Below are 15,319 nucleotides of genomic sequence, written 5' to 3'. Positions count from 1 at the left end.
CATAGTCATTATTAAACAGACCAGGCTAATAATTCTAGCTTATACAGTAGTTACCGATAATAAAAATACGATTGAGAAAATACCGATAAATCATAAACAAAATAAGTTTTTTATTTTAGCAATTCTGAAATTGGTTCAAAGACAATTTTTTCAATATCAGAAAGGTAGATAGAAAGTTGTTGCTGTTTTGCAAAGAATTCTGACAAGAGAGCGCTGCCCTGAATCAACTTGCCAAAGCTTTCCATTTTTTCTTGGAAAGAAGCGTCTGGCATTTGACCAGTTTGGGCCATGACTTGGATTTCATGCTGAAAAGCAATATAATCTGCAAAGATTTTGCTAGCTTCTGCATCGGCTTGGATAGCATCTCTAGCTTCTTTAACCGCTTTGTATTCAGGCAATTCGCGTAGTCCACGACTAAGTTCATTTGCACTATCATAAATATTTGACATGATTGTCCTCCTTATTTGATAACGACTGTGTAGTCAGTATTTTCTGTAATGACTTGCTCAGCACGTTTTAAATCCTGAGCATTTTTAAAGGAAATTTGCAGAATCCCGTGAACATCTTCACGGTTTTCCTCATTGATATGGATATTGACCAAGGAAGTTCCTCTTAGCAATTCCAAGATGCGCAAGATAACGTTTTCCTCATCAGGAACGTCTACATAGAGGTCAAATGAGCTATCTACTCCTCCACGTTTATGGATTTCCATAACTTGACGTTGTTCACGCGCTTGATTGAAAAAGTTCCAGATTTGGTTTTCGTCACCCTTACTAATAGCTTGTCCAACCTCGTCTAAACGTCGCTTGAAATCCTCGATGCGTTCAATAATGGTCTCTCGATTGGATAAGAGGATAGAAGTCCACATTCCTGGCTCACTTTCGGCGATTCGAGTCATATCCCTGAAACCACCTGCTGCAAACCGTCGGGCCATCTCATGCTCTTCAGCATAACTAGCAGTTTGTTCCATCAAGCCTGATGCTAAGATATGCGGAAAATGACTAATCTGAGAAGTCACTCGGTCATGTTCTTCAGCGTCGATTTCAATAAAACGAGCATGAAGACCTGACAGCAAGTCTTTCATTTCTTCAAGCGTATCTGGTGTCGTCAGACTTGAAGGCGTAAAGATATAGTAGGCATTTTCAAAAAGATTAACATCTGCAGAGGCAGCTCCTGTCTTATGACTCCCTGCCATGGGATGCGCTCCAACAAAGCGAACAGACTTATCAGCAAAACACTTATCTGCTGTAGCCACAATAGCTGACTTGGTCGATCCAGCATCGGAAATAATGACGCCTTCCTTTAAATCTAAGCTTGCCAACTTCTCGATAAAATCAAGTGTTTGTTGGATAGGAAGTGACAAAATAATAATATCCGCTAGTGGAGCAAAACTGGCAAAATCATCCGTCGCACGATCAATCATCCCTCGCTCCAAGGCAATATCTCTGGACGCTTGACTACGATTGTATCCTAAAATTTTATAATCAGGATGATCCCGCTTGATTCCCAGTGCCATCGAAGCACCAATCAAACCAAGTCCTGCGATATAGATGGTTTTTGCCATAAGAACTCCTTAATAATTCTTTGTATACTCCCGATGTTTTGCAACAGCTTCTTTTAATTCTTCCAGATTATCTGATGAGAATTTCTCTAGAATTTCTTGGGCTAAGACCGTTGCTACGACTGCTTCCATAACAACACCTGCCGCTGGAAGAGCAGTTGGATCACTTCTCTCCACCGTTGCCTTATAAGGTTCATGGGTTTCGATATCGACACTCATCAATGGTTTATAGAGTGTTGGAATTGGTTTCATAACCCCACGGACAATAATCGGTTGGCCGTTAGTCATACCACCTTCGAAACCACCAAGATTATTAGTACGACGAGTATAGCCATCTTCTGGTGACCAGAGGATTTCATCCATGACTTGGCTACCCTTGAGATAACCTGCTTTAAAACCAAGACCAAACTCCACTCCTTTAAAGGCATTGATAGAAACAACTGCTTGAGCTAGTCTAGCATCTAACTTTCGATCCCATTGAACATAGGAACCAAGACCAATCGGAACACCACCGACAACTGTTTCTACAACACCACCGATGGTATCTCCATCGCGTTTGATTTGGTCAATATAGTCCTTGATCTCCTGCTCACGTTCTTGGTTAACGATAGAAACTTCTGACTGGGCAGCTAGTTTTTTGATCTCTGCAACTGTTAAGTTTTCTGGAACATCAATTTCCTTACCACCAAAGACAACAACATGGTTAGCAATTTCAATATCAAGCTCAGCCAATAGACGTTTAGCCACCGCCCCAACTGCCACCCGCATTGTCGTTTCACGAGCAGATGAACGTTCTAGGGAATTTCTCAAATCATCAAAGCGGTATTTGATGCCTCCTACCAAGTCAGCGTGACCTGGGCGAGGATGAGTGATTTTTCGTTTACTTTTAAGTTTGTCTTCAATATCCTCGGCAGACATGATATCTAGCCATTTTTGATGATCCTTATTGATGACATCCATGGTAATTGGAGCACCTGTCGTTTTACCATGGCGAACGCCAGAAGTGAAGACAACTTGATCACTCTCAATCTTCATGCGTCCACCACGACCGTAACCACCTTGGCGACGTTTGAGATCCTCATTGATATCCTCGGCAGTCAAAGGAAGACCTGCTGGAATTCCTTCAATAATCGCTGTCAAACGAGGGCCATGTGATTCTCCTGCTGTTAAATATCTCATACATTCTCCTTATTTTACCAAGTAATCTTTCATTTCTTCGAGTGAGACGGGGTGAATAGTGGCTGAACCAAGTTCTGGTACCAAAACTAATTTCATGGTGTTGCCACGCGCTTTTTTATCATGAGTCAAGGCCTGATAAAGCTTATCAACATCCCAGTTTTCATAATCAACAGGAAGTCCAAATTTCTGACACATTTCTCGGATTGACAGAGTGATTCCCACTGGCATGAGGCCTTTTTGTTCTGCGACCTTTGAGACCTGAACCATTCCCATCGCTACTGCCTCACCGTGCATGACACGTCCATAACCAGCAGTTGCTTCAATAGCATGGCCAATGGTATGACCAAAATTGAGAAACAGACGAATACCATTGTCCAATTCATCCTCGACTACCATCTTGCGCTTGACCCGGCAGGAATGCTCAATCAAACTTTCTGAATGTTCCAAAATACTCTCTACAGAACCATCCATATCAGATAATAGGTTCCAGAGTTCTGGATCTTCAATTAAGCCATACTTGATGACTTCACCCATTCCTTCAATCAACTCTCGTTTACCTAAGGTTTCAAGAACGGTTGGATCAATCAAAACGCCGTCTGGTTGGTCAAAAGTTCCCACCATATTCTTAGCAAAAGGAGTATTCACTCCTGTCTTACCACCGATTGAAGAGTCCACTTGAGCAGTCAAACTGGTTGGAATTTGAACAAAGTGAATACCTCGCATGTAAGTTGAGGCTACAAAACCAGCCAAATCACCAACAACTCCACCACCTAGAGCCACAATCCCATCACTACGAGTCAAATCCTGCTTGACCAAGAATTCATACGCCTTTTGAACTGTAGTTAAATTTTTTCGCTCTTCACCCTCTAGGAAGTCAAAAACTGCCACTTGAAAACCAGCATCCTCTAGGCTCAATTTAACTTTTTCTGCATAGAGAGAAGCCACATGGTTATCGGTAATGATAACGACTTTTTGCGGTTGCCAAAGTTCCCGCAACCATTTTCCTGCTTGAGACAGGCATCCTTTTTCAATTTGAATATCATAAGGATGGTGGGGAAGGTCTATTTTGATTTTCATAGCAGTTCTCCTTTTTCATTATTGATACTTTTGTTTTAATAATTCCCAGATTTGATCAGTTGGCATTTCCTTGTCAGTCCATAACTGAAAAGCTTCAGCTGCTTGGTAAAGCAACATGCCTAGTCCATTGACAGCGTGATTTCCCTGACTTCTTGCCCACTTTAGAAATGGTGTTTCAAAGGGTTGATAAATCACATCTGCTACCAAAAGCTTCTCTGGTAATACAATACTTGTTGGGATTGGCTGAGATGCTCCATCCATACCCACATTGGTCGCATTGACCAAGAGGTCCGCTTTTCGAATGTTCTCTTGGAGCTCTTGAGCATCCTCTAAGGCAAACAAATCTACTCTAAATCCTGTTTCATGCTGTAGCTTCTCTAAGTAAGGTTTTGTTTTTCCCATTGAAGCCGATCGTACAAAGATAGAAACCTGACTGACCCTATCTAAGATTGCCTGCGCCAAAATTGCTTTAGCTGCACCACCTGCCCCTAACAGAACCATTCTTTTTCCAGATATTTTAAAAGAAGGCAAGCTCTTAAAGAGTCCCTTGCCATCTGTGTTATATCCAATTAAAGTTCCCTCTCGATTCACAACCGTATTGACAGCACCAATCAAACGAGCTTCTTCACTCAATTGATCCAGATAAGGAATGACCTGCTCCTTGTAGGGCATAGAAAGATTAATTCCAAACATCTGATAACGACGAATATTGGCAACTGTTTCTGCCAAGTCAGTTCCTTCTACCTCCCAAGCAAGATAAACCCCATTGGTATTGGTTGCTTCAAAAGCTCTGTTGTGAATGAAGGGTGAAATGGAGTGTTTGATAGGATTGGCGACTACAGCTGCTAAACGTGTGTAGCCATCAATCTTCATTTAGTATCTCCCGAATTTTTTTCATGCTAGAAAGTGAAATCTGTCCTGGAGCACTGGCTTCGTCCAGACTCGCAAAAGACCAGCTAGAACCCGTCACATCTGAAGTGATACGAGAAACCTTACCCATTTTCCCCATAGAAATCGTCACATATTCTTGTTCTGGGTTCAATGTTTTAAAGCCACGTGTAAAGTTCATCAAATCCAATACATCTTGTTCTGTATGAGCCATAACCGCGATTTTTACAACTTTAGGATTTAAACTTGTCAACTCAGACAAGATTTCCATTAGATTTTCCGGTGTTTCTTGGAAATTATGATAGCTTAAGACCAGGTTTGGAAATTCTAACATCTCCTCAAAAACATCTCTATAACTAAAATACTCAAAATCAATATAATCTGGTTGATAAAGCTGGGCTACTTCCTTGATAATTTGAACATATTCTTCTGACGAGAGTTCAATTTGACCACCCTCAGCACGAGTACGCAAGGTAAAAACAAGCTCGCGACCCGCGAATTTTTCAAAAATAGCGGGTGCTACCTGCAAAATAGCTTCCTTTGGTAAGAAGTCAGCTCGCCACTCAATGATATCGGCATCATGGTAGCGCATCGCATCAATAGCCTGAGCCTCCTCTAAACTTCTTGGCATTACGGAAACAATTAATTTCATTTACTAACCTTCATGGTAATCACTTTGAGGTAATTACTACTTTCATCTTTTTCGTTGTAGACAAAGTCTGCTGGAAGTCCATATTTATTTAAAATCTGGTACTTTCTTCCTGCAAATCCTTTGTTGATTTGTTCTGTGAATTTTTGACGAGAAACATTAGCCGCATTGGTACTAGCGATAATGATTCCACCGGGGGTTAAAATCTCTAGGCTTTGGGAAATCAACTTGTGATAATCCTTCGCTACAGAGAAGGTTTGTTTTTTATTTCGGGCAAAGCTAGGCGGATCCAGAACAATCACGTCGTAGCTCAACCCCTTCCTCTTAGCATATTTAAAGTATTCAAAGACATCCATGACAATCAATCGATGATGATCAAGACTCAGTCCATTAGCATGAAAATGAGCTTCTGATAGTTCTCTCGAACGCTTGGCTAGATCCACAGAAGTCGTTTCACTGGCACCTCCCATGGCTGCAGCAACTGAGAAAGCGGCTGTATAGGAAAACATATTGAGTAAGGATTTCCCCATAGCTAGACCATCAACCAGGCTCCCACGAACTTCATGCTGATCCAAGAAAATCCCTGTCATAAGGCCGTCGTTCATAAAGACTTGGTACAAGACTCCATTTTCAAGAACAGTGAAAAAATCAGCTGCTTCTTGACCATAGACGTGAGCAGAATCATAATCCAAACCTTTAAAACGAATTTTTTCATAGGCACCTAGGACTTCTGGAAACACCTGAGCAAAGGCAGCTATAATTTCTTGACGAAGGCTATAGATATAGGAGTTATACCAAGAAAAAACAACATAATCTCCATAAAGATCCAGTGTCATGCCACCAAATCCATCGCCTTCTTGATTAAACAAACGAAAGGCAGTTGTCAACTCATCTTGATAGTAGTTAGCGCGTCTTTGTTTGGCTTTTTTAAACAAACTTTCAAAAAAAGATCGGTCAAAAGAAACTTTCTGGTTAGATACAAACCAACCAATCCCCTTGTTTTGACTGGATAAATAAGCCTTTCCTAAAAATTCTTTGCTTTGGCTGAAAAGTTCAACTTCCTGATCAGTTTCAGATAGCTCTGGAAAATCAATCTCTTCCAAAACCATCTGACCTTTATTCAGCTTTTTTTCGACACGCCGGCTGACGAATACTTTTTTCATAGATACAATTATATCAAATTTGTTGAAATTTCACAAAACAGAAACTGGTTTTCTACATTGATTTCATAGGAAAGATGGCCCTTTATCCTTCATTTTCATCAATCGCTTTCAACAGACAGTCTCCCCCTTCATATTTTCCAATGTCTAAGATAAAAAATGGACATAAAATAAGACCCGTATATTTTACAGCGCAAACGTTTGCGTATTGCACAGCTTTGTGGTAAAATGATTGTCAAATTGTTAAGTATGAGGACTTTCTATGAAAAATCAAACCCTAATGCAATATTTTGAGTGGTATCTCCCACACGATGGAAAACACTGGACACGACTTTCTGACGACGCTGAACACTTAGCTAACTTGGGAATTAGTCATATCTGGATGCCACCTGCTTTTAAGGCTACAAACGAAAAAGATGTTGGTTATGGAGTCTATGATCTATTCGACCTTGGTGAATTTGACCAAAAAGGAACTGTTCGTACCAAGTATGGCTTCAAAGAAGATTATCTCCAAGCCATTCAAACACTGAAATCTCACGGAATCCAACCGATGGCTGATGTCGTCTTAAACCACAAGGCAGCTGCAGATCATTTGGAATCCTTTCAAGTTATCGAAGTGGATCCAGAAGACCGCACAATCGAACTAGGAGAACCTTTCACCATCAATGGCTGGACCGGTTTTACTTTTGATGGTAGACAAAACACCTACAACGATTTTCACTGGCACTGGTACCACTTCACAGGAACTGACTACGATGCTAAACGTCGTAAGTCTGGCATCTATCTCATTCAGGGAGAGAATAAAGGTTGGGCTCATGAAGAATTAGTCGACAATGAGAACGGAAATTACGACTATCTCATGTACGCAGACCTGGATTTCAAACACCCCGAAGTCATCCAGAATATCTATGACTGGGCAAATTGGTTTATCGAAACGACTGGTGTATCAGGCTTTCGCTTAGATGCAGTTAAGCACATTGACTCTTTCTTTATGCGCAATTTCATACGCGATATCAAGGAAAAATATGGTCAAGACTTCTATGTTTTCGGAGAATTCTGGAATCCTGATAAGGAAGCTAATCTGGATTATCTTAAAAAGATTGAAGAACGCTTTGATCTTGTTGATGTTCGCCTTCATATGAATCTCTTTGAGGCAAGCCAGGCAGGAGCTGACTATGATTTAACAACTATTTTTGATGATAGTCTGGCTCAAATCAATCCGGATCGAGCTGTGACCTTTGTCGAAAACCATGATACACAACGCGGTCAAGCCCTCGAATCTACTGTTGAAGAATGGTTTAAGCCAGCAGCCTATGCTCTTATTCTTTTGCGTGAACAAGGTCTTCCCTGTGTCTTTTACGGAGACTACTACGGTATTTCTGGTCAATTTGCCCAGCAAGACTTTAAAGATATCCTTAACCGTTTGCTAACTATCCGAAAAGAGTTAGCTTACGGTGAGCAAACGGACTACTTTGATGACCCTAATTGTATCGGTTGGGTCCGTTCTGGCACTGACAACCAATCACCTATCGCCGTTCTTATCTCAAACGCTCAAGAAAATTACAAAACCATGTATGTCGGTCAAGAGTGGGCAAATCGAGCATTTGTTGATTTGCTTGGGAACCATCCAGAACAAGTAACTATTACTGCCGAAGGATACGGCGACTTCCCAGTTGCTGAAGGCTCTGTAAGTGTCTGGGGACGTACTGAATAATGACACAAAAAAACTTGCCATTAGGCAAGTTTTTTTATATTAAATATTAGTCCTTCCATAAATCCATGGCATTCTTAAAATCAGATGAAACTTGAACATTTTGAGGGTTTGTTGCCTCTCTCTCCTGACGTTTCGCTTCTACCTGGGCTACACTCTTAATACCCTCATGTCGCCAGTTTCGTAGGATTGCTTGGATATATTTCCAGTTTGGTTTTCCATTCAAAACAGCTTCACGTAGAGCTTCTTTTATCAAATCCGCACTCGTCCCATCTTCTTTCAAACTCTTTTCCAAATCTTCGATTTCAAAGGGACTCAAGAGACGACCTAGCTCCTGTTGGAAAGTTTCCACCAAGCTCTTTAAATCATTTGGGGCAAGTTGCGTCTGGTTTGGAGCTTGTTTTTCTAAAAGTTGGTCTAGGCGCTCCAAGGCAAGAGTTGCATCGAAGATAACTTCTATTTCGCCATTAAGTTCAATCGTACGGTATTGAAGCAGGCCTTTTTCTGTCAAGCGTGAAATAGCCTGATTGACTTCAGTGACATTTTTGCCGATTTTTTCAGCAATCTGACTTGGAGACAATTCACCTAAAGCCGTTGTATTCTGTAGGTAAAAGAATTGCCAAACCAAGAAATCATCGCTTGACGAGAACAGCTGATTGTAATGTAAAAGCAGGTCACTCGGCAACACTAAGTTTCCTGACTTGAAAGCATCTAAATATGTCATAATTCCTCTTATAAATATCCAAAATGAGACACATCTTCTTCCGCACTCTTCCACTCAAACGGTGTTTCTTGGTAAACTGCATAATTTACCCAGTTACTAAAGAAGAGAGCTGCAGATGAACTCCAACGCATACAAGGAAGCTCATGGATGTCATCATTTTTGAAATAATTTTCTGGTATATGGGGATCTAAACCAGCATCTAGATCTCTAAAATATTCCTTTGCAAGCGTGTCGCGATCATACTCTAAATGCCCAAAGCTATAAACTTCTCTCAAATCTCGACTCGCAAGGATAGAGATTCCCACCTCTTTTCCTGATGCTAAAATCTCTAGATTTGTTTTATTCAGAATGTCTTCTTTGTGGACTTCTGTATGGCGAGAATGAGGGGATACATATAAATCATCAAAACCTCTCAAAAGAAGGTGACCTTCTTTTAAAACATCCTGAGGATAAATCCCCGAAAGCTTCTGCTCCATCTGGTATTTATCTACGCCATAGCGATAGTATAGACCTGCCTGTGCCCCCCAACAAATATGCAGGGTTGAAAAGACATGAGTCTTAGACCAATCGATAACTTGGGTAAACTCCTGCCAATAGTCAACCTCCTCAAATGGAAGGTGCTCAACTGGAGCCCCTGTGATAATCAAGCCATCGAAATAATCATCTTTGACTTCCGAGAAGGTCTTATAAAAGGTCTCCATATGCTCTGAGCGAGTTGTTTTTGATTGGTGACTCTCCATATATAAAAAATCAATATCTAACTGTAAAGGAGTATTGGCCAAATGCCTTAAGAGTTGAGTCTCTGTTACAATTTTTTGCGGCATTAGATTTAAAATAAGAATTTTCAAGGGTCGGATATCCTGATGAGCCGCCCGTTGATCATCCATGACGAAAATATTTTCTGTTTGTAAAATCTCAACTGCTGGTAATTTTTTATCAATTCGAATCGGCATGGAAATCTCCTAACTGTATCATACTGGACTCAAGTAACCTGACTGTCATCAAATGGAATAATCCGGCTGACGACACTTCTTCCCTTTATTATACTGTAAGAAGATATAGTTTTCAATTATAGTTTTTCTCTAACTAGATATAGCCTATTTTTATATCCGATGAAGAGAAAACAGCCCTAGGGACTGTTTTTCATTAATAATGCATAAGCACTTTATAATCGTAATCTCCGATAGCTTCACGACCTTTAAGCTCATCAAGCTCAATCAAGAAGGCACAACCAGCTACGATACCACCAAGTTTTTCAATCATTTCGATGGTTGCTTTCACAGTACCACCTGTTGCTAAAAGGTCATCTACGATCAGAACACGTTGACCTGGTTTGATAGCATCTGCGTGCATAGTCAAAGTATCAACTCCATATTCTTTTTCGTAGTCAGCTGAAATAACTTCGCGTGGCAATTTTCCTGGTTTACGCACAGGTGCAAAACCAATTCCCAACTCAAAAGCAACTGGACATCCAACGATAAATCCACGCGCTTCTGGTCCTACGATCATATCGATCTTTTTGTCAGTAGCATATTGAACAATTTCACGAACAGCATAACTGTAGGCATTGCCATTGGCCATCAAAGGGCTGATGTCACGGAATGTAATTCCTTCTTGTGGATAATTTTCAATACTTGCAATGTAATCTTTTAAGTTCATAGCATTTCTTTCTTTTTAAGTTTTTACTCCCTATTATACCATATTTCCTAGAAAAGCAAAATAGAAAGAAGCCTTGAAACTTAGTCCAAGACTTCCCTTTGTTCTTCAATTGCAACTGGTTAATCAGTCAATGAAATCCTTACTTCTTTTTACTTTTAGAAGTTTGATTGCGTTGACGATTTTGTTGGATGCACCACTCTCTCTCAAAGTAGGACATGGTTTCAAATACTCTCTTTGGCAAACCGACATCCAACAAGTGGATTGGAATTTTTAAAACGTTCGAATGTTTTGAACTTATAAATCTACTTCGTAGACGATTCCAGAAAGAGTTGGATTTTAAAAGTTCCTTGTCATAAAACTGAACCTCAATAATATAATAATCCCTTGAATTTCTACCACCCTTAATTCTCGTGAGAGCAAATTTTTCTACCTGACCCCAAGAATAAAACTGCCAATCTTTATGAGGATTTGGCTTATAAGAAAAACCTTGAGCCGTACATTTTAAATACTCTTTATCCGAAAAAAGAAGTCGCAAGCGCTGATACAAAATCAAGCTAATAACAATAATTAAGAATCCAACAAAGAGAATTAAGGCCACCAATCCAGCTGGTGCTTCTTGAAAATATGTCAGAAAAAACGAGAGAATCCAAAGTAGCAAAACCAACTCTAGTAGGTGGAGAAGAAGACTCAAAATGATTTTCTTACTACTCCATTTAATAATTGTTTCTTCCATTACGCCAACTCACTTAAATATTCATAGCGTTCATATTTTTCAAGCAAGGCTTCATTCTTTTCATCTAACTCTTTTTGAAGAGTAGCTAGCTTCCCAAAGTCCGAGCCATTGGCCTGCATTTCCTCTTCAATGACAGAGATACGGTTTTCCAAGGCCTCGATGTCACCTTCAATACTTGCCCACTCCTGCTTTTCTTGGTAGGTCATCCGTTTTTTTTCTTCACGGACTTTGACTACTTTCTCCTTTTCAGCCTTTTGACTTTGCGTTAAAGCTTCTGCTTCAAAGGCCTTTTCATCCAGATAGTCTGTGTAATGTCCAAAGAAAGGACGAATAGTTCCATTCTCAAAGGCAAGGATCTTAGTCGCAACCTTATCAAGAAAATAACGGTCGTGACTAACTGTCAGAACTGGTCCTGCAAAACCTTGTAAGAAATTTTCTAGAACTGTCAAGGTTGCAATATCCAGATCATTGGTTGGCTCGTCTAAAAGTAGCACATTGGGTTTTTCCAAGAGAAGTTTAAGGAGGTAAAGACGTTTCTTCTCACCGCCTGATAGCTTCTCAATTAAGGTGCCATGAGTTGAACGAGGGAAAAGAAATTGTTCTAGTAATTCTGCAATGGATGTAGTAGTACCACCGCTAGTCTTAACCTCTTCTGCCACTTCCTGCAGGTAATTGATAACCCGCTTACTTTCATCTAAACCTTCGATTTGTTGAGAAAAATAAGCAATGCGAACCGTTTCACCGATGATAACTTGTCCTTCCGTTGGCTTGAGACTTCCTGCAATGAGGTTGAGTAGCGTTGACTTGCCAACACCGTTGTCCCCGACGATTCCGATACGGTCTTTGGCTTGAACCAAAAGGTTAAAATGTTGCAGAATCTGTTTGTCGTCATAGGCAAATGAAACATCCTTAAACTCGATGACCTTTTTACCGATACGGCTAGTTTCAAAATTCATGCTCAAGTCTGTTTCAACACTAGTATCTGAAACTTCCTTTTTCAAGTCATGAAATCGATTGATACGAGCTTGTTGCTTGGTTGCACGAGCTTGAGGTTGCCGTCTCATCCAAGCTAATTCTTGTTTGTAAAGTTGTTCCTTTTTGTGAAGAAGAGCTGCATCGCGTTCATCCTGTTCTGCCTTGAGGCGAACATAGTCCTGGTAATTCCCCTGATATTCTGTCAAACCAGCTCGGTCCAACTCAAAGATTCGCGTAGAAAGAGCATCTAGGAAATAGCGATCGTGGGTGATAAATAATACTGTTTTCTTGGAATTTTTCAAGAAGAGGGTTAGCCACTCAATGGTCGCAATATCCAAGTGGTTGGTAGGCTCATCAAGAAGCAAGAGATCATGGTTGCCCAGAAGGACTTGCGCCAACTGAACCCGTCTTCGCAGACCACCTGATAATTCTCCAACAGGAGTAGATAAGTCCTGAATACCTAGTTTACTAAGAACTGTCTTGACCTGACTCTCAATTTCCCAAGCATGGAGGGAATCCATCTCAGCCATGACACGTTCCAAACGGGCCTGCTTGTCCTCACTATAGTTAAGCATGAGCAATTCATACTCACGGATTAGCTGGATTTCCTTGAGGTCACTTGATAGGACAGTATCCAAGACAGTCTTGCTGTCATCAAAATCCGGATCCTGGGTCAAGTAGCCAATCTTGTAATCATTCTTTGCTGAAAATGGGCTTACGTCACCATCAAAACCTGAAACGCCAGAAAGCACATCTAAAAGGGTTGTTTTACCGGTTCCATTGACACCGATAAGACCGATTCTGTCCAAGCCATGAATGATAAAGGAAATATCCTTAAAGACTGTCTTATCTCCAACGGATTTACTTAGTTTTTCAACGATAAAGTCACTCATTTTCTCTCCCTTAGGTAGTCATGGATGGCTTGACGGTCATTTTTTAATTCTCCATCAACAATAGCATACTCAATTTCTTCTAAAACATCCCCTAATTCAGGACCTGGCTGATAGCCGTATTCTTTGATGAGAATGCCACCATTGATTTGCATTTCTTTCTTATCATGAATGGTCAAACTCTCATGGGTTTCTGTGATAGCTTGCGGATTGACTTCTTTCCCTTGAGCTCGGCGAAGATTTTCAGCCTGTAAAAGCAAGTCCAAATCAAAGCGGTAGCAATCACGCTTGCCGAGTTCCCCTTCTTCTCGGAGAGCCAAAATAGCGAGCAAATCCTGTACCTGCTTGGCAAATTGTCGTGATGTCTTCCAATGTTTTAAAAATTTTTGAGCATCTTCTACTTTTAAAACCCATAAAAGTGCTGCCCAGACTTGTTCAGAAGATTCAAAAGTGAAATGATCTTCTAAATCAAATAATGACTGGAGTTTATCCTGACTACCAGCCATATCTGGAAGATAATCATAAGCTTTACTTGCAATCATAGAAGATAAGCCTACTCGCCAGTAGGGAGCCAGTAAAAGCTTATCAAACTCGACAAAGGTGCGTTCCACAGAAATCTTCTCCAGGAGTGGCGTTAAGACCTTCATCGCTTCAAACGTTTCTTGCTCGAGTTCAAAACCAAGACTAGCTTGGAAACGAAATCCACGCATGATTCGTAGAGCGTCTTCGTTGAAACGTTCACTAGCTACACCAACAGCACGCAGGACCTGATTTTCTAAATCTTTGAGACCATCAAATAAATCGACGATTTCCCCTGTCTCATCCAAGGCAAAGGCATTGACTGTGAAATCACGTCGTTTGAGGTCCTCTTCTAACGAACGAACAAAAGAAACTGAACTTGGTCTACGGTAGTCTACATAGACATCTTCCGTCCGAAAAGTGGTTACTTCGTACTCTTCATCTCCGTCTAAAACCAAGACAGTTCCGTGCTCAATCCCGATATCAGCTGTACGAGGGAAAATCTGCTTAGTTTCTTCTGGATAGGATGATGTCGCGATATCCACATCATGGATAGGACGATTGAGTAGAGCATCCCTAACAGATCCACCAACAAAATAAGCCTCAAAACCTGCTTCTTTAATTTTTTCTAATACTGGTAAAGCCTTCTGAAATTCAGAAGGCATTTGTGTTAATCTCATAATAAGTGTTCTAATCCATAGACAAGCTCATGACGCTTGACAACTTCTTTGATTCCCAAATTCACCCCTGTCATGAAGGAGCTACGATCATAGGAGTCATGACGCAGAGTCAATCCTTCTCCCTGATTTCCAAAAATGACTTCCTGATGAGCTACCAAACCTGGTAAACGTACCGAATGGATTCGCATACCATCAAAATTAGCTCCACGTGCACCTGCAACGAGTTCTTCCTCATCGCTAGCACCTTGTTGGAGAGGCTCTCGGACTTGAGCCATCAACTCAGCTGTTTTGATAGCTGTCCCGCTCGGCGCATCCTTTTTCTTGTCATGGTGAAGTTCAATAATCTCCACGTTTGGGAAGTATTTAGCTGCCTGTGCCGCAAATTGCATGAGCAAGACAGCACCCAAGGCAAAATTGGGAGCAATTAGGCCACCCAATCCTTTGGAACGTGAAAATTCTTTTAATTCTTCGATTTCTTGACTGGTGAAACCTGTCGTTCCTACTACTGGAGCATAGCCATTTTCAAGAGCAAAGCGTGTATTCTCATAGGCGACAGCTGGTGTAGTAAAGTCTACCCAAACATCTGCCTCAAAACCTGCCAAGTCATTCTTATCATTGAATACTGGAATTCCTTTCCACTCAGATGCAGACTCAAAAGGATCCAAAACGGCTACTAGTTCAAGTTCAGAATCAGACAAAACCATCTGACAAGCAGCTTGTCCCATTCTTCCCTTAAAACCTGCAATAATCACTCGAATACTCATCTTTACTCCTATCTAAGATACAAAGGACGTTAGCTGCCCATGAAAAATAGGGGATGGCGCTGACTTTCCACGAAAGGCAAGACAGGCATCTTTTTTCAAGAGGCAGATAGTCCGTGTTCAATTTTAAGATACAAAGCCTGTAAGAACAAT

Annotated in this window: 15 protein-coding genes; 1 reads left to right on the top strand and 14 read right to left on the bottom strand. The window is 40.8% G+C overall.

Annotated features, from left to right (window positions below):
• Positions 1 to 110: 110 nt before the first annotated feature.
• From QM810_RS08060 to QM810_RS08030, 7 genes are read right to left on the bottom strand one after another with little or no spacing between them, the layout of a single operon-like run.
• Positions 111 to 449, bottom strand: coding sequence for a YlbF/YmcA family competence regulator (locus tag QM810_RS08060; protein ID WP_414254493.1), 339 nt, complete (start codon positions 447 to 449; stop codon positions 111 to 113).
• Between the two features lie 11 nt (positions 450 to 460).
• Positions 461 to 1,564 carry a prephenate dehydrogenase gene (locus QM810_RS08055; protein ID WP_414254492.1) on the bottom strand — a complete coding sequence of 368 codons (1,104 nt, stop codon included), beginning with the start codon at positions 1,562 to 1,564 and terminating at the stop codon, positions 461 to 463.
• Between the two features lie 9 nt (positions 1,565 to 1,573).
• Positions 1,574 to 2,740: a chorismate synthase gene (aroC, locus tag QM810_RS08050; protein WP_414254491.1), complete on the bottom strand. Its 1,167-nt coding sequence runs from the start codon at positions 2,738 to 2,740 to the stop codon at positions 1,574 to 1,576.
• A gap of 9 nt (positions 2,741 to 2,749) precedes the next feature.
• Entirely contained in the window at positions 2,750 to 3,817 is a 1,068-nt protein-coding gene (gene aroB / locus QM810_RS08045; protein ID WP_254726332.1) for a 3-dehydroquinate synthase, read from the bottom strand.
• Positions 3,818 to 3,835: 18 nt separating this feature from the next.
• Positions 3,836 to 4,690, bottom strand: coding sequence for a shikimate dehydrogenase (locus tag QM810_RS08040; RefSeq protein WP_414254490.1), 855 nt, complete (start codon positions 4,688 to 4,690; stop codon positions 3,836 to 3,838).
• A complete protein-coding gene (gene aroD, locus QM810_RS08035; protein ID WP_235083903.1) occupies positions 4,680 to 5,357 on the bottom strand; it encodes a type I 3-dehydroquinate dehydratase in 678 nt (225 codons plus the stop codon). Before aroD ends, QM810_RS08040 begins: the two co-directional genes overlap by 11 nt.
• Positions 5,354 to 6,517, bottom strand: coding sequence for a class I SAM-dependent rRNA methyltransferase (locus QM810_RS08030; protein WP_235083902.1), 1,164 nt, complete (start codon positions 6,515 to 6,517; stop codon positions 5,354 to 5,356). Before QM810_RS08030 ends, aroD begins: the two co-directional genes overlap by 4 nt.
• Before the next feature lie 259 nt (positions 6,518 to 6,776).
• Here QM810_RS08030 and QM810_RS08025 point away from each other — a divergent pair, with 259 nt between their 5' ends.
• Positions 6,777 to 8,228, top strand: a complete 1,452-nt coding sequence (locus QM810_RS08025) for an alpha-amylase (protein WP_254726336.1) — start codon at positions 6,777 to 6,779, stop codon at positions 8,226 to 8,228.
• Positions 8,229 to 8,274: 46 nt separating this feature from the next.
• Here QM810_RS08025 and QM810_RS08020 read toward each other — a convergent pair whose 3' ends face one another.
• The 7 genes from QM810_RS08020 to dapB form a co-directional block, all read right to left on the bottom strand.
• Positions 8,275 to 8,949: a DnaD domain-containing protein gene (locus QM810_RS08020; RefSeq protein ID WP_414254489.1), complete on the bottom strand. Its 675-nt coding sequence runs from the start codon at positions 8,947 to 8,949 to the stop codon at positions 8,275 to 8,277.
• Between the two features lie 8 nt (positions 8,950 to 8,957).
• Positions 8,958 to 9,902 (bottom strand): homoserine O-acetyltransferase MetA, encoded by a 945-nt coding sequence (gene metA / locus QM810_RS08015; protein WP_178895311.1) that lies wholly within the window; start codon positions 9,900 to 9,902, stop codon positions 8,958 to 8,960.
• Between the two features lie 193 nt (positions 9,903 to 10,095).
• A complete protein-coding gene (locus QM810_RS08010) occupies positions 10,096 to 10,608 on the bottom strand; it encodes an adenine phosphoribosyltransferase (protein WP_006145170.1) in 513 nt (170 codons plus the stop codon).
• A 139-nt stretch (positions 10,609 to 10,747) separates the two neighbouring features.
• Positions 10,748 to 11,341 (bottom strand): hypothetical protein, encoded by a 594-nt coding sequence (locus QM810_RS08005; protein WP_414254488.1) that lies wholly within the window; start codon positions 11,339 to 11,341, stop codon positions 10,748 to 10,750.
• Entirely contained in the window at positions 11,341 to 13,209 is a 1,869-nt protein-coding gene (locus QM810_RS08000) for an ABC-F family ATP-binding cassette domain-containing protein (protein ID WP_414254487.1), read from the bottom strand. Before QM810_RS08000 ends, QM810_RS08005 begins: the two co-directional genes overlap by 1 nt.
• On the bottom strand, positions 13,206 to 14,405 hold the full coding sequence (locus QM810_RS07995; RefSeq protein ID WP_414254486.1) for a CCA tRNA nucleotidyltransferase: 1,200 nt from the start codon (positions 14,403 to 14,405) through the stop codon (positions 13,206 to 13,208). Before QM810_RS07995 ends, QM810_RS08000 begins: the two co-directional genes overlap by 4 nt.
• The gene (dapB, locus tag QM810_RS07990; RefSeq protein ID WP_414254485.1) at positions 14,402 to 15,169 is read right to left on the bottom strand and encodes a 4-hydroxy-tetrahydrodipicolinate reductase; all 768 of its coding nucleotides are present in this window, start codon (positions 15,167 to 15,169) and stop codon (positions 14,402 to 14,404) included. The genes QM810_RS07995 and dapB overlap by 4 nt, the downstream gene beginning before the upstream one ends.
• Positions 15,170 to 15,319 lie beyond the last annotated feature (150 nt).

It is taken from the genome of Streptococcus infantis (assembly GCF_047464155.1).
GTDB classification, from domain to species: Bacteria; Bacillota; Bacilli; order Lactobacillales; family Streptococcaceae; genus Streptococcus; species Streptococcus infantis_U.
Note: the sequence above shows the minus strand (reverse complement) of the source record. Positions and strands in the feature narration are given on the sequence as shown.